Below are 14872 nucleotides of genomic sequence, written 5' to 3'. Positions count from 1 at the left end.
AAGAATGATTCAACTTGACGAAAAAATGTATTTCTACCTGCTTGCCATTATCCCGGTAATGGTTTTGGCTTTTTTCTTTCTTCAGGTCTGGAAAAAAAGAACCCAGCGTCATTTTGCAGATTATACACTATTAAGAAGGTTGGCTCCAAATAGATCAAGTTTTAAATCTGCCTTAAAACTAATACTTCTTTTATTAGGATTAACTTTTTTGATCGTTGGACTTGTAAACCCTAAAATTGGAACAAAACTAGAAACTGTCAAACGTGAAGGTGTGGACATTGTTTTTGCATTGGATGTTTCCAAAAGTATGCTGGCTGAGGATATTGCACCAAACCGATTGGAAAAGGCAAAAAGGCTAATTTCAGAAATCATAAACCAATTGGCCAGTGATCGGATTGGTATTATTGCCTATGCAGGGCAAGCCTACCCCCAATTACCTATTACCACTGATTACGGTGCGGCCAAAATGTTCTTGCAAAGTATGAATACCAATATGCTTTCATCCCAAGGAACTGCCATCAACGCGGCCATAGATTTGGCTAGCACCTATTATGATGATACCGAGCAGACCAATAGAGTGCTTTTCATTGTCTCAGATGGAGAAGATCATTCTGAACGAGCCACCATCGATGCCGTTGAAAACGCTTCAAACAATGGTATTCGCATTTTTACCATAGGTGTCGGAAAACCAAAAGGTTCGCCAATTCCAATTAAAAGGAACGGTGTCGTTGAAAGCTTAAAAAAAGACAACAAAGGTGAAGTGGTAATCACTAAACTTAATGAATCCGTCCTGTCAGAAATAGCAAGTGAGGGCAATGGAGAATATATTGATGGTTCCAATACAGAAAATGCAGTTGAGTATATTAAGGAACAATTGAACCAGATGGACAAGAAAGAATTTGAGGCCAAGCAATTTGCTGAGTACAAAGACCAGTTTCAATGGTTCTTGGGCTTGGGGCTTTTATTTTTATTTTTGGATATCTTCCTTCTGGACAGAAAAACAAAATGGTTGAAAAAACTTAATCTTTTTAATGAACATGAAAATGTATAAGATAGGATTGATGTTTGGCCTGCTACTTTTTGTTGGATTCACCACACAAGCGCAGGATGAAACGGAAGTGGCAAAAGAAACTGAAAAGGCTCTTAAAACATCTACGAACCTTACATGGGAAGCAAACAAACAATTAACCGAAAACGACTTTCCCACAGCAGAATCTGATTATAGAAGAGCTATTTCCAAAAGTGGTGAAAACGCTGTGGCCCCATTTAATCTAGGCACAGCTTATTATAATAGGGAAAGTTACGGAGAAGCTTTTGGTCGCTTTAAACAAGCAGGTGAAACCGCTTCTGAAAAGCCGGATAAACACAAGTCTTTTCATAACATGGGCAATGTTTTTATGAAAAACAAAGAATACCAAAAAGCGGTTGAAGCCTATAAAGAAGCATTAAGAAATAATCCTTCGGACGAAGAGACCCGTTACAATTTGGCATTGGCTAAAGAAATGCTAAAAAAGCAACAGGACGAACAGAAAAACGACCAAAACGAGGACAACAAGGATAAGCAAGACCAAGAGGACGAAAAAGACAAGAATAAAGACCAGAACGACGAAGGGGACAATAAAAAAGATAATGAAGGAGAACAGAATGAAGATGAAAACAAGGATAAAGGCGATGAGGGTGATAATGGAGAAAACAAGCCTGAGGAGAACAAAGAAGGAGACGGAGATAAAAAGAAAGAACAAGAAAAAAAGCCCAATGAAGGAGATCAGCCCGAAGAACAAAAACAGCAACCAAGACCAAATCAACTTTCTAAACAGCAGATTCAAAATTTGTTAGAGGCAATGCAAAACGAAGAGAAGAAGGTTCAAGAAAAAATGGAAGCCAAAAAGGTTAAGGGTAAAAAAATTAAAAATGAGAAGGATTGGTGATGTATAAGTTATGCCACAAAATTTTGTTTGTTTTAAGCGTAACCCTAATTATGGGTGTTTCTTCTTATGCCCAAGAAAATGAGGTTTCATTTGAAATAAAACTCAGCAAAGAAAAGTTGGGTATAAATGAACGCCTTAGGGTAGAATTCACCATGAACAAAGATGGAGATAACTTTAGCCCTCCTCCTTTTGAAGGTTTTAAGGTGGTCATGGGGCCCTCACAATCCATTAGTTCTTCATGGATCAATGGTAAGCGAAGTTTTTCAAAATCCTATTCTTATATTTTAGTGCCTACGGCAAGGGGTAGGTTTACCATAAAACAGGCTACGATAGAAATTAGCGGAGAAACTTATAAGACCTTACCCAAAGCAGTAGAGGTGACTGGCGCCGTGGATAAACCAAGTGACGAAAAAACAGTTGACGATGTCGCAGATGAAAGTCTCCATTTGGTTGCAGAAGTTTCCAAGGGAAACCCATATCTAAATGAAGCTGTGACCGTAGTGTACAAACTCTATGTAAGTCCATCTATAAGTGTTACAAATTATCGCCCTTTGGATAATCCCAAATACAACAATTTTTGGAGCCAGGACATTCCTGTAACTAAACATACCGCACAAAATGGAACTTATCAGGGCAAGCCTTATCGTTTTGTTATTTTAAAAAGAGTAGTGTTATATCCTCAAAAATTTGGGAGTTTGGAAATTGAACCTCTTTCACTTGAAATTTTTGTAGATGTTCCAACAAATAGGAGAGATTTTTTTGGAGGACGTATTTACACCCAAACCAGCAAAACAGTTTCTGCTGGTAGGCGCACCTTAAATGTAAAACCCTTACCCGAAGCTGGCAGGCCAGTAAATTTTGGCGGAGCGGTTGGTGATTTTGAATTCTCCGTAACAGCCAGTAAAAGGCAATTGAATGCTTCAGAATCACTTCAAGCAAAAGTGGAAGTATCAGGAAAAGGAAATCTAAAACTTTTCCAGCTTCCAGAACCAGAGTTGCCAAGCGCTCTTGAAGTATATGAACCAGAGTTTGATGAAAACGTGCGAACAAATATTTCTGGAATGGAGGGTAAGGTTGCAGACAATTATACAATAGTTCCATCATTCAGAGGTAAATACCCCATACCAAGTATTTCATTCAGTTATTTCAATCCAAAGACCTCAAAATATGTTACTTTGAATTCAGAAGAAATAAATATTGAAGTAATGGAAGGGCCAGTAGGTTCATCCACAGATAACAGTATCTCTTCATCTAATAACAAACAATTTGTAGTTGCCACCGGAAAACAATTTCATTTTATAAAACTGAGCCCAAATTTGAGTAAAATCGGAACAAATTACTTCTTTGGTTCAAATAGCTTTTACCTCATGCTTTTTGCTCCATTGTTATTAATCCCGATTGCTGTATTTTCTTTTAAGAAAAGAGAAGCTATTGCTAGTGATGTGGCAGGAAACAAAATAAAACGTGCCAATAAGCTTGCCAAAAAATACCTTTATACTGCAAAAAAAGAACTTGGAAATAAGGAAGCGTTTTACGTAGCATTAGAAAAAGGACTTCATAATTATTTAAAAGCTAAATTGAAGATTGAAACTTCCGAATTTAGTAAGGAAAAAATCACGGCCATTCTCACTGAAAAGAAAGTAAGCACGGAGAATACAGAAGGGTTTATTGGGCTTCTCAAGAATTGTGAAATGGCACGTTACAGCCCATTCTCCGATGTACAAATGCAGAATGACTATGATAAAGCTAGTGAAGTAATCTCTAAATTGGACAAACAATTATGAGTACAAAAACACTAGCAATTTTAATCTGTTTGTCTTCATTCTATTTTGGAATTTCCCAAAGCAATTCTCTTTTTACAGCTGCTACGGAAAACTATAATAAAGGTGAATACACGAAAGCGATTGATAAGTATGAACAGATTCTTAAAAACGGAGAACATTCTGCGGAGCTTTATTTCAATTTAGGGAATTGCCATTATAAACTTAATGCCATAGGCCCGAGTATCTATTATTATGAGAAGGCACTTCTTCTGAAACCAAATGATGGCGAAATACTAAACAATCTGGGATATGCCCAAAATATGAGGTTAGACGCTGTCGAAAAAATGCCCAAAACAGACATTGCTCAACTGTATAGTGATTTTGTAAACATATTATCCTTTGATCAATGGGCATATTTGGCCGTATCATTATTTATTTTGTTTGTTTTGGCCTATCTATCTTATTTCTTCTTGCGTTTTGCCACACAAAAACGAATTGCTTTTATTGCCAGTGTAATGTCTTTAATACTTGGAGTGGTAAGTATTTTAATTGCCTATTTACAGTACCAAGACTTTAAAACGGACAATCCAGCGATTATCTTTAGCAAAGAAATCAAAATCACTTCGGAGCCAAACAACAACAGTGAAGTTGTCTTTACATTGCATGAAGGAACAAAGGTCAACGTGCTTGAAAAACTCAATGATTGGAAAAAAATTAGACTGGCAGATGGTCAAACTGGGTGGTTACTTGACGAAAATCTAAGATTGTTGAAAGATTTTTAGATTTTTTTTAACAAAAACTAATAGCTTTACTATTATTTTTGCGTTAAAACAACACGGTGCTAAAAACAATAGCCTTTCCTCTTATTGCTGTTATGCTAATATTTTCCATATTGGCACCGTCTCTTATTCCGTTGTTGGATAACGATTATGATATCGTTGTTCTTATGGATAACAATGAAGAGGAAAAGAGCAAAGAAAAAGAGTCTGAGAAAAAGTTTGATGAAAAAAATCTGTTTCTAAGCAGTTTTACTTCTTCAGATAGTATGTTTTTTCAAAACCCTAATCAAGGCTGTAACAGATATCTCTTTTCAAACTCAGATTTTAAAGTTGAAATACTTCTCCCCCCTCCCCGGAAATTGGTTTAATACCTCCGTTTTGCTTTAATCAATTTCTAACTGTCTTCAACAGAATTTACATTCTGAAGACTAAACTATTTTACTATCATGTTCAAGTATTTAAAAAATGACTTGCCAGCAAGTGTTGTGGTGTTTTTTGTGGCATTACCACTTTGTTTGGGTATAGCCCTTGCCAGTGGAGCTCCCTTATTTTCTGGCTTAATTGCTGGTATCGTCGGTGGAATTATCGTTGGGGCTCTTAGTGGTTCTCAAATTGGCGTAAGTGGTCCCGCAGCTGGTTTGGCTGCAATAGTATTGACCGCAATAACTGCCTTGGGCGGGTTTGAGAATTTCCTTGTGGCCGTTGTGCTTGGGGGTATTATCCAAATCATCTTTAGTATTTTAAAAGCTGGGGTAATCGCGTATTACTTCCCATCATCCGTTATTAAAGGCATGCTTACAGGAATTGGAATTATTATTATTCTAAAACAGATTCCACACTTTTTTGGCTATGATGCAGATCCAGAGGGAGATTTTGCCTTTTTTCAAGTAGATGGAGAAAATACCTTCAGTGAAATCATAAATACCTTTAATTTTATTAGTCCCGGTGCAACCATTGTTGCCATAGCTGCATTACTTATTCTCATTTTGTGGGATAAGGTACTAAGTAAAAAATCAAAAGTATTTCAATTGGTACAAGGTCCTTTGGTAGCCGTTGTTGTCGGAATCCTATATTTTATTTTCACAAAGGACAATGAGTCCTTGGCTATATCAAGTAATCATTTAGTAAGTGTTCCTATTCCAGATAGTATTGAGTCCTTTGGAAATCTTTTAAGGTTTCCAAACTTTGCTGTTATTGGAAGCCCTGAAATTTGGATTACCGCTTTTACAATTGCCTTAGTGGCCAGTTTGGAAACCTTATTGTGCGTTGAAGCAACTGACAAATTAGATCCCTATAAAAGAACTACCCCAACCAACAAGGAATTATTGGCCCAAGGAATTGGAAACAGTATTTCTGGTATGATAGGAGGTTTACCTATTACCCAAGTAATTGTTCGTAGTTCGGCAAACATACAATCTGGAGGTAGAACCAAGGCATCGGCTATTATTCATGGTTTTTTCCTTTTGATTTCAGTGATGCTTATTCCAAAGTTGCTAAATATGATTCCTTTATCCGTATTAGCCGCTATTCTCTTTATAGTTGGATATAAATTGGCAAAACCAGGATTATTCAAAAAGATGTATAATTTAGGGTGGAAACAATTTGTCCCCTTTGTAGTTACCGTAGTAGGTATTGTATTTACTGATTTATTGATAGGAATTGGACTTGGATTAGGTGTAGGTATTATTGTCATCTTGATTAAAAGTTACCAAAATTCTCACTTCTTGCACATTGAAGACAAGAGTAATGGTGCCCATAAGATAAAAATGACCTTAGCGGAAGAAGTAACTTTCTTTAATAAAGGAGCCATTCTTAAAGAGTTGGATAGTCTTCCTGAAAATTCATATCTTGAATTGGATGTAAGAAAGACACGCTACTTAGATAATGACATTATCGAAATTCTGGAAGATTTTTCAGAAAAAGCAAGAAACAAGAACATAGGAATAAAACTAATTTCCGAAAGAGGAATGGTTGAAAACCCTGATAGTTATATTCAATTTTTTCAATTAGACATTAATCGACATAAAAATCTACAATATGATCACACAGACTAAAGAAACACAGGCCGCATTAAACCCTAACACAGCATTGGAACTTCTTAAGGAAGGGAACAAGCGTTTTGTAGAGCAAAATCAGACAGATAGAAATTTATTGGCACAAGTAACAGAAACCACAACCGGTCAATACCCTTTTGCAACTATTCTTAGTTGTATAGACTCACGCGTTTCCGCAGAACTTGTTTTTGACCAAGGTGTTGGAGATATTTTTAGTGCAAGGGTTGCCGGTAATATTGTCAACGCCGATATTTTGGGCAGTATGGAGTTTGCATGTAAGTTAGCGGGCACAAAAATAATTGTGGTTTTGGGCCATACAAGTTGTGGAGCCGTAAAAGGTGCATGCGATGATGCCAAAATGGGAAATCTCACAGAGCTCCTTAGCAAAATAAGGCCCGCGGTGAATGCTGTTTCAGAGCCATCAGATGCAAGTCAACGTACTTCCAAAAATCTTGATTTTGTAAACTCTGTGGCTGAAAAAAATGTAAAAATGACCATTGATAATATAAGGAAACAAAGTCCGGTCTTAAAAGAAATGGAAGATAACGGGGAAATCCTTATCGTTGGTGGTATGTATGATATTTCAAACGGAAAAGTTCACTACATGTAGATTTAGTTCATAAAATTTAATACTAAAAAGGTCAGTGTTTAACATTTCATTGGCCTTTTTTACTATCCCAAAAGTAGTATCTTGACAGCAATACTATATAACCTAAATAGCGACCATGTTCAAGCATTTTAAAGGAGATTTATTTGGTGGTATAACAGCTGGCATCGTAGCCTTACCATTGGCTCTTGCATTTGGTGTAAGTTCTGGCCTAGGCCCCAGCGCCGGGTTATATGGTGCTATTTTTATTAGTTTTTTTGCTGCTCTTTTTGGAGGTACAAATACTCAAATTTCTGGCCCCACCGCACCTATGACTGCAGTGAGTATGGTTGTTATTGGTGGTATTGTTGCCATTAATGACGGTGATATTGGAAAAGCGCTTCCTGCAATATTGACCATATTCCTTTTGGCTGGTATCATGCAGATTGGACTTGGACTTATGGGCTTGGGAAAATATATAAAATACATCCCCTATCCCGTGGTTTCCGGGTTTATGACAGCTATTGGAGTTATAATTTTAGTTACTCAAATCCTTCCAGCCGTTGGTTATTATCCTAAAGAGGATACCCAATATGTAAGTCGTTTTATGGCTGATGCAGAAGAAGAAATATTGGAAAATATTCTTAGAGAAGAAGCAGGTGAAGGGATTTTGGTTTTAGAGGATTTTGAAGAAACCATTAAGAGAGCGGAAGAGATTACTCCCGCGGACATGCAAAAGGAAGCCAAAACGTTGGCAGCAAAAGATGCTTCTGGAGTAATAGGCACTTTTAAAGTATTGCCACGGGCACTGAAAAGTATTAACTGGCTTGAGTTAGTCCTTGCGTTGGCGACTATTTTTATTATTTATGGCTTTAAACGTATAACTACTGCTGTTCCAAGCACCTTGGTCGCATTAATTGTAGTTTCAGGAATAGCATTTGGGTTTGGGTTACCCTATCGCCCAATTGAAGAAATTCCAAGTGGTTTGCCGCTTCCAAACTTAGAAATTTTTACACAATTCAAGATTAACTCTATTGCCCCATATGTTTTTACCGCATTGACTTTGGCTCTTTTAGGTGCCATAGATTCTCTTTTGACCTCTGTAGTTGCGGATAATATGACGCAAACCAAGCATAAACCAAACAAAGAATTGGTTGGACAGGGAATAGGAAATAGTGTTGCAGCGCTTTTTGGGGGTATTCCTGGAGCTGGAGCCACAATTAGGACTGTAGTCAATATTAATTCTGGAGGGAAAACAAGATTATCCGGTATGGTAGCAGGTATCCTTTTACTCATTATACTTCTGGCCTTAGGGCCTGTTGCTTCTCAAATTCCTGCAGCTGTCTTAGCGGGTATTTTGGTCACGGTAGGTATTGGTGTAATGGATTATAAAGGTCTAAAAGCCATACCATATCTTCCAAAAGATATTAGGCTAGGCCCCTTAAAACTTAGTTCGGAAGTAATAATAATGTTAGCTGTAATGGTTCTTTCTTCCATTTGGAACTTGGTTTACGCAGTAGGAATAGGGCTGGTATTTGCCTCTTTGATGTTCATGAAAAAAATGGGGGATTTAACGGCAAAGCGATCAGATGTAAAGCCATTGTCCAAGGAAAAAGCTTGGGCTGATGAAAAAGACTTTCCTAAAAATTTAGCAGATGAGGTTTTTATCAAACACGTTAAGGGTCCTCTATTTTTTGGCTCGACCAGTGAATTTCAGCAGCTAGCAGATCAAATTCCAGATACTGCTTCTACTGTAATTATAAGAATGGGCAGAATGCAATACATGGACCAAACCGGTCTTTACGCCATGGAAGATGTACTACAAGATCTAAAAAACAGGGATGTTTATGTACTACTGGTAGAAATTCTAGATCAACCCAGATACATGATGGAGCGGATTGATATAATCCCCGATTTAATACCGAAGGAGCATATTTTTGAAAATTTTAAAAGTTGTATGAAGTGGGTAGAGCTAAATGTAAAGGACAAAATTATAGCTTAAATCCATACTGATTAATTAATGCTTCTATTGTTTCTGACATTCTTCCAAAATTTTCCAAACGATTCTGGACCAATATATAAAGAAACAATTGCAGGTAGATTAATTGTAGAGCCTTACAATGCTTTTAGCAACCTTATCTTCCTGATTATACTCTGGTATTGGGGCATGAAAGTCTATAGAAATCCCAGACAACATCAATTTCTTACATTGGTTTTGCCAATCATTGCCATTAGTTATGTGGGCGGTACCATTTATCACGCTACTAGAAGTCATGAATTTTGGCTCTTGTTGGACTGGGTTCCCATAATGTTGCTTTGCTTTGCAATGGTCATTTATTTCATTTTTAAAATAGTTTCTAAATGGTGGCAGAGAGTTTTGTTTATAGCTGCCCTTTTTGGAACATCGTATGTATTACGAATACTTCCAATGCAAGAAGTTATCCGTATTTCCATTGGGTATGTTATAACCGCCCTTACAATTATGGTTCCCCTTGTTTGGTATCTTTCTAAAACTAAGTTTACAAACATGCGTTGGGTAGTTTTTGCTTTTCTAATCTTTGCGATTGCCATATACTTTAGAAGTATCGACTTAACCCAGACTATTTTCCCGATGGGTACTCATTGGTTATGGCACTTTTTGGGTGGAGTTGCGGTTCATTTTCTTATTACCTATATATTCAAAGACAATTTGCTAAATTTGTCGGCCAATAGCGCTATCGACCATGATTGAGACCATTAAGGAACATTTGAGTGAAGTAGAACAGTTCACTTCAACTTCAAAAGATGAAATAGAATCTTTCCGGATTAAGTATTTGGGGAAAAAGGGGCTTTTGAATACGTTCTTTGCTGAGTTCAAAAATGTACCTAATGAACAGAAGAAAGAATTTGGACAGGTTATCAATCAGTTAAAAAATACTGCCACTCAAAAAGTTGATTCTTTAAAAACAGCTTTGGAAAATACGGCAGAAATAAAAGGAAAATACGGTGATTTAACCAGACCGGGAGAACCAATAGAAATTGGGGCAAGACATCCTATTTCCATTGTAAAAAATCAAATTATTGATATTTTTTCAAGAATTGGTTTCAATGTTTCCGAAGGGCCAGAGATTGAAGATGATTGGCACAATTTTACCGCACTGAACCTACCAGAGTATCATCCCGCTAGAGACATGCAGGATACTTTCTTTATACAGACTGACCCAGATGTGCTGTTGCGCACACATACTTCATCCGTTCAGGTTCGTTATATGGAAAATAACAAACCTCCAATTCGTACCATATCGCCAGGAAGAGTATACCGTAACGAGGCCATTTCGGCACGTTCACATTGCTTCTTTCACCAGGTAGAAGGATTGTACGTAGATAAAGACGTTTCATTTGCCGATTTGAAACAGACATTACAATACTTCACATCCGAAATGTTTGGAAAATCAAAGATTCGTTTACGCCCTTCTTACTTCCCGTTTACGGAACCAAGTGCTGAAGTTGATGTGTATTGGGGTCTTGAGACCGAAACGGACTATCGTATGACCAAGGGTACAGGCTGGTTAGAAATTATGGGCTGTGGAATGGTAGATCCAAACGTACTGCAGAACTGTGGAATTGACCCGGAAGTTTACTCAGGGTTTGCATTTGGAATGGGTATTGATCGTATAGCTTTATTACTTCATCAAATCTCTGACATTCGTTTATTAAGTGAAAACGACATTCGCTTTTTAGAGCAGTTCAAAAGTGCCCTTTAAATAAGCACATGCAGCCACGTATTGTACTTCTTGAGGAAAAGAAATTGGTAGGCACACATTTTACCATGAGCTTGGCCAATAATTCAACTTTTGAACTATGGAGGGGTTTCAGACCCAAAGCACAAGAAATTGAAAATAGAGTTTCCTCCGATTTCATCTCTATGCAAATTTATGGTCCATCGTATTTTTTAAACTTTAACCCTACCAATCAATTTGTAAAATGGGCCGCTGTTGAAGTTTTAAATTGCCATACAGTTCCAGATGGACTGGAATCTTTTACACTCCCAAGCGGAGAATACGCAGTGTTTTTCTATAAAGGATCCAGCGCGGATAAATCTATATTTCAATACATTTTTACCGAATGGCTCCCTAATAATTCTGAATATCAACTGGACGATAGGCCACATTTTGAAGTCTTGGGAAGGAACTACAAAAACAACGATTCCAATTCTGAAGAGGAAATTTGGATTCCAGTGCAAAAAAAGTAAGTGCTGCCATTTTATACGCGGGTAAATACAAGAGTCTTTTTATAACTATATTTAGGTCAATTGTAACATCCATTACGCATTAAATTATGTTAACTCGACTCGTTTCACTTTTAATTTTCTTCTCATTAAGCACTATAGTAGCTCAGAAATCCAAGCTCAGTATTAATCAAGATCGCCTTGAAAATCGAATCTTTGAACTTGCAAAGTTTGGTCTGCAAGAAAACGGAGAAACAGAAAGAGTTGCTTTTAGCGATGCTGATATTGAAGCTCGAAATTGGGTCATACTGACCTTAAAAGCTCAAGGTTTGCAAGTTTCTGTTGATTATGCCGGTAATATTATTGGTCATAGAAAAGGCCAAAACGCAACTAAAAAAGTTATTTCTTTTGGTTCACATATTGATAGGGTACCCAACGGTGGCAATTACGATGGCTGTGTTGGTTCCATGGCCTCTTTAGAAGTTATTGAAACACTAAATGAAAACAACATAATGACCAAACACCCTCTAGAGATTATTATTTTCTCTAATGAAGAAGGTGGCGTTATGGGCAGCCGAGCAATGTCTGGACATCTAAGCACAAAAGCTTTTGAAGTGGTAAATACTACTGGCTTTTCTATGGGAGAAGGCATTATGAGATTAGGCGGAGACACCAAACAAATTGCCAAGGTGGCTCGAAAAAAAGATGATATGGCTGCTTTTTTAGAACTTCATATTGAACAGGGTGGCATTCTTGACAAAGAAAATCTAGATATTGGCATAGTAGAAGGCATTGTTGGGCTTAAATGGTGGGATGTAGTTTTTACCGGTTTTGGTAACCACGCAGGTACTACACCAATGAATGCAAGACAAGATGCACTGTTGGCAGCTGCTAAATTCATAGTTGCCGTGAATGAAATTACCAATAGTTTTAATGGAAGTCAAGTAGGTACAGTAGGCCGTATTAAGGCAGAACCTGGTGCACCCAATGTTATCCCTGGAAAAGTAATCACTAGTTTGGAAATTAGGGATCTATCTTCTGATGTCATCGAAAAAGTATTTCAAGCAATAAAAGCCAAAGGCGAAGTAATAGCTGCCGCATCCAATGTAAATATAGAATTCCTCCCCCTGGATACTACTGCCAAACCTGCATTGACAGCTGTTGAAATTCAAAAGGAAATAGAAATTGCTGCCTCAAAACTTGGATATACTTTCAAATATATGCCCAGTGGAGCAGGACATGATGCACAAGATATAGCTACCATAGCGCCAACAGGAATGATTTTTGTGCCAAGCAAAGATGGAATAAGTCATTCGCCTAAAGAATTTACCTCTGCTGAAGATATGGCGAATGGAGCCAATGTTTTATTGCATACTATTTTAGCGCTTGATAAGAAATTGGACTAGTTACCATTTAATAAAAGGTTTTTTACTTAGTTGAGAATTATAATATTTAATTTCTCCCGTAACCTCTGTTCCCAACCAGTCTGGTTTTAAAAAAACCTCATCTTCATGCTCAAGTTCAATTTCGGCAACGACTAATCCTTTGTTTTCCCCAAAGAATTCATCTACTTCAAAAACATGATTTCCAGCGGGAATTTCAAACCGTATTTTCTCTAAAATAACCGGCTCGCATAAATCAATCAAATTGGTAGCCTCACTGATACTTATTTCTGCTTCCCATTCAAACCGGGTTGTTCCCGAGTCATTACTTCTTCCCTTAACTGTCAAAAAGCCCTTATTTCCTTTTATTCGAACACGAACTGTTCTTTCTGGGTCCGTATTCAAAAACCCTTGAACAATTCGAGTTTGAGAACTTGCATCCTTTTTATAAGCGTTCGACTTTACTAAAAACTTGCGTTCTATTTCTAATTGCTCCATCAAAATAAATATACCCTAAATTTGAGTATGGACTTTGATTTTCCCTTACGAAAAATCATTCATGTGGATATGGATGCCTTTTACGCATCTGTGGAGCAACATGACAATCCCGAGCTTAAAGGAAAACCTGTTGCTGTTGGCGGGGGTTCCAAACGCGGTGTAGTTTCAGCGGCAAGCTATGAGGCCAGAAAATTTGGTGTGCGTAGTGCAATGGCTGGTTATATTGCTAGAAAAAACTGTCCAGATTTAATTTTTGTGAAACCACGTTTTGAGCGTTACAAAGAGATTTCACAACAAGTAAGAAGTGTCTTTTTCGAGTATACCGATTTGGTAGAGCCACTCTCCTTGGATGAAGCCTATCTAGATGTAACTGAAAACAAAAAAGGCAACCCTTCTGCAACACTTATCGCCAAAGAAATTCGACAAAAGATTTTAGACAAAACAGGGTTGACAGCTTCTGCCGGAATTTCCATCAATAAGTTTATTGCAAAAGTAGCCAGTGACTATAATAAGCCAAACGGGCAAAAAACCGTAAATCCTGAAGAAGTCATCCGATTTTTGGAAGACCTTGATATTCGGAAATTCTATGGGGTGGGAAAAGTGACCGCGGAAAAAATGTATAAGCTCGGGATTTTCACAGGGAACGATTTAAAGCAAAAATCCTTGGAATTTCTAGATAGCACTTTTGGAAAAAGTGGAAAATACTACTATTATGTGGTGCGTGGAATTCATAACAGTGAAGTAAAGCCCCATCGAATTCCAAAATCTGTAGGTGCGGAACGCACCTTCTTTGAGAATCTTAGTAGTGAAGTCTTTATGCTGGAAAAATTAGAGAATATTGCCAATGAATTGGAAAGAAGGCTTCAAAAATCTAAAATAGCAGGCAAGACCATTACGTTAAAAATTAAATACAGCGATTTTACACTCCAGACCAGAAGCAAAACGTTGCCCTATTATATTGCAAAAAAAGAGCTGATTCTAGAAACCGCCAAAGAATTATTGTATCAGTCAACCTTAGAAAACTCTGTTCGCTTATTGGGAATTTCGTTGGCAAACCTCAACACCGAGAAAAAAAAGGAAGAGCTAAAAAAAGAATCCGTTTTAGTTCAACTCAAATTTGATTTTTGATTACAATCTAAATCAATCAAAACCGGTTACGTTTATCCAAAAACTAAAATTATACTGCTTCTACAGAAAAAATGGTCAATGCCCAAATAATAATAGAAGAGAAGAAGATTCCAAGGGCGTTGGCGAAAAATGCCTTCTTTTTTTCAATTTTAAGAAGATACGATGCAATGCTACCAGCATACACCCCTGTACCAGGCAAGGGAATCATAACGAATAGCACTAGACCAAAAAAGCCGAATTTTTGAATTTTCCCTGCTGTTCCGATCTTTGCCCTTTTGGCAACATAGATTGCCGATTTTTTATAGAAACGCCATTTTATCAAATAACGATTAATGTTCTCAAGAAAGAACATCATTAAAGGAAAAACCAAAAGATTGGCGAGAAAACAGGCAATAAGAACTACATAACTATTTAAGCCTCTCATAATCCCATAAGGTATTCCCAATTTAGATTCACCAAAAGGGGATAAACTCCAAAGCATGGCAGTTAACAGGTCTAATATCACAGCATCATTTAGACCGCTAAACTAGTCATGAAAATGCTTTAA

Annotated in this window: 15 protein-coding genes; 13 read left to right on the top strand and 2 right to left on the bottom strand. The window is 37.3% G+C overall.

Annotation, left to right across the window (positions count from 1 at the left end; translation table 11 throughout):
* Positions 1-4 precede the first annotated feature (4 nt).
* The 12 genes from SJY44_RS03765 (at position 5) to SJY44_RS03710 (ending at position 12723) form a co-directional block, all read left to right on the top strand.
* Positions 5-1051: a VWA domain-containing protein gene (locus tag SJY44_RS03765; RefSeq protein ID WP_298923824.1), complete on the top strand. Its 1047-nt coding sequence runs from the start codon at positions 5-7 to the stop codon at positions 1049-1051.
* On the top strand, positions 1044-1928 hold the full coding sequence (locus SJY44_RS03760; protein ID WP_396592116.1) for a tetratricopeptide repeat protein: 885 nt from the start codon (positions 1044-1046) through the stop codon (positions 1926-1928). The genes SJY44_RS03765 and SJY44_RS03760 overlap by 8 nt, the downstream gene beginning before the upstream one ends.
* A gap of 50 nt (positions 1929-1978) precedes the next feature.
* Entirely contained in the window at positions 1979-3712 is a 1734-nt protein-coding gene (locus SJY44_RS03755; protein WP_298923822.1) for a BatD family protein, read from the top strand.
* Positions 3709-4473 (top strand): SH3 domain-containing protein, encoded by a 765-nt coding sequence (locus SJY44_RS03750; protein ID WP_298923820.1) that lies wholly within the window; start codon positions 3709-3711, stop codon positions 4471-4473. Before SJY44_RS03755 ends, SJY44_RS03750 begins: the two co-directional genes overlap by 4 nt.
* 56 nt (positions 4474-4529) lie before the next feature.
* Positions 4530-4838, top strand: a complete 309-nt coding sequence (locus SJY44_RS03745; RefSeq protein ID WP_396591335.1) for a hypothetical protein — start codon at positions 4530-4532, stop codon at positions 4836-4838.
* 78 nt (positions 4839-4916) lie between these two features.
* The gene (locus SJY44_RS03740) at positions 4917-6524 is read left to right on the top strand and encodes a SulP family inorganic anion transporter (protein WP_298923817.1); all 1608 of its coding nucleotides are present in this window, start codon (positions 4917-4919) and stop codon (positions 6522-6524) included.
* Entirely contained in the window at positions 6508-7134 is a 627-nt protein-coding gene (locus SJY44_RS03735) for a carbonic anhydrase family protein (protein WP_298923814.1), read from the top strand. The genes SJY44_RS03740 and SJY44_RS03735 overlap by 17 nt, the downstream gene beginning before the upstream one ends.
* Positions 7135-7249: 115 nt before the next feature.
* The gene (locus SJY44_RS03730) at positions 7250-9112 is read left to right on the top strand and encodes a SulP family inorganic anion transporter (protein ID WP_396591334.1); all 1863 of its coding nucleotides are present in this window, start codon (positions 7250-7252) and stop codon (positions 9110-9112) included.
* A gap of 18 nt (positions 9113-9130) precedes the next feature.
* A complete protein-coding gene (locus tag SJY44_RS03725; protein ID WP_396591333.1) occupies positions 9131-9841 on the top strand; it encodes a hypothetical protein in 711 nt (236 codons plus the stop codon).
* Positions 9834-10853 (top strand): phenylalanine--tRNA ligase subunit alpha, encoded by a 1020-nt coding sequence (gene pheS / locus SJY44_RS03720; protein ID WP_298923810.1) that lies wholly within the window; start codon positions 9834-9836, stop codon positions 10851-10853. Before SJY44_RS03725 ends, pheS begins: the two co-directional genes overlap by 8 nt.
* An 8-nt stretch (positions 10854-10861) precedes the next feature.
* Positions 10862-11341, top strand: coding sequence for a GyrI-like domain-containing protein (locus SJY44_RS03715; RefSeq protein ID WP_396591332.1), 480 nt, complete (start codon positions 10862-10864; stop codon positions 11339-11341).
* 86 nt (positions 11342-11427) lie between these two features.
* Positions 11428-12723 (top strand): Zn-dependent hydrolase, encoded by a 1296-nt coding sequence (locus SJY44_RS03710; RefSeq protein WP_396591331.1) that lies wholly within the window; start codon positions 11428-11430, stop codon positions 12721-12723.
* On the opposite strand, the gene SJY44_RS03705 is transcribed toward SJY44_RS03710, so the two are convergent.
* Entirely contained in the window at positions 12724-13197 is a 474-nt protein-coding gene (locus tag SJY44_RS03705; RefSeq protein ID WP_298923805.1) for a CYTH domain-containing protein, read from the bottom strand. It abuts the gene before it with no gap.
* A 27-nt stretch (positions 13198-13224) separates the two neighbouring features.
* Between SJY44_RS03705 and dinB the strand changes: the two genes are divergently transcribed.
* Complete coding sequence (gene dinB, locus SJY44_RS03700; protein ID WP_396591330.1) at positions 13225-14325, top strand: DNA polymerase IV; 1101 nt, start codon at positions 13225-13227, stop codon at positions 14323-14325.
* 49 nt (positions 14326-14374) lie between these two features.
* On the opposite strand, the gene SJY44_RS03695 is transcribed toward dinB, so the two are convergent.
* On the bottom strand, positions 14375-14806 hold the full coding sequence (locus tag SJY44_RS03695; protein ID WP_396592115.1) for a COG2426 family protein: 432 nt from the start codon (positions 14804-14806) through the stop codon (positions 14375-14377).
* Positions 14807-14872: the final 66 nt, after the last annotated feature.

The sequence above is a fragment of the Allomuricauda sp. R78024 genome (assembly GCF_044596045.1).
Lineage (GTDB): Bacteria > Bacteroidota > Bacteroidia > Flavobacteriales > Flavobacteriaceae > Flagellimonas.
Note: the sequence above shows the minus strand (reverse complement) of the source record. Positions and strands in the feature narration are given on the sequence as shown.

What these genes read in the sequence shown, in the direction of transcription:
- SJY44_RS03765 (WP_298923824.1), top strand. Translation starts at nt 5, where the DNA reads ATGATTCAACTTGACGAAAAAATGTATTTCTACCTGCTTGCCATTATC.
- SJY44_RS03710 (WP_396591331.1), top strand. Translation starts at nt 11,428, where the DNA reads ATGTTAACTCGACTCGTTTCACTTTTAATTTTCTTCTCATTAAGCACT.
- SJY44_RS03755 (WP_298923822.1), top strand. Translation starts at nt 1,979, where the DNA reads ATGGGTGTTTCTTCTTATGCCCAAGAAAATGAGGTTTCATTTGAAATA.
- SJY44_RS03695 (WP_396592115.1), bottom strand. Translation starts at nt 14,806, where the DNA reads ATGCTTTGGAGTTTATCCCCTTTTGGTGAATCTAAATTGGGAATACCT.
- SJY44_RS03735 (WP_298923814.1), top strand. Translation starts at nt 6,508, where the DNA reads ATGATCACACAGACTAAAGAAACACAGGCCGCATTAAACCCTAACACA.
- SJY44_RS03705 (WP_298923805.1), bottom strand. Translation starts at nt 13,197, where the DNA reads ATGGAGCAATTAGAAATAGAACGCAAGTTTTTAGTAAAGTCGAACGCT.
- pheS (WP_298923810.1), top strand. Translation starts at nt 9,834, where the DNA reads ATGATTGAGACCATTAAGGAACATTTGAGTGAAGTAGAACAGTTCACT.
- SJY44_RS03760 (WP_396592116.1), top strand. Translation starts at nt 1,044, where the DNA reads ATGTATAAGATAGGATTGATGTTTGGCCTGCTACTTTTTGTTGGATTC.
- dinB (WP_396591330.1), top strand. Translation starts at nt 13,225, where the DNA reads ATGGACTTTGATTTTCCCTTACGAAAAATCATTCATGTGGATATGGAT.
- SJY44_RS03750 (WP_298923820.1), top strand. Translation starts at nt 3,709, where the DNA reads ATGAGTACAAAAACACTAGCAATTTTAATCTGTTTGTCTTCATTCTAT.
- SJY44_RS03715 (WP_396591332.1), top strand. Translation starts at nt 10,862, where the DNA reads ATGCAGCCACGTATTGTACTTCTTGAGGAAAAGAAATTGGTAGGCACA.
- SJY44_RS03730 (WP_396591334.1), top strand. Translation starts at nt 7,250, where the DNA reads ATGTTCAAGCATTTTAAAGGAGATTTATTTGGTGGTATAACAGCTGGC.
- SJY44_RS03725 (WP_396591333.1), top strand. Translation starts at nt 9,131, where the DNA reads ATGCTTCTATTGTTTCTGACATTCTTCCAAAATTTTCCAAACGATTCT.
- SJY44_RS03740 (WP_298923817.1), top strand. Translation starts at nt 4,917, where the DNA reads ATGTTCAAGTATTTAAAAAATGACTTGCCAGCAAGTGTTGTGGTGTTT.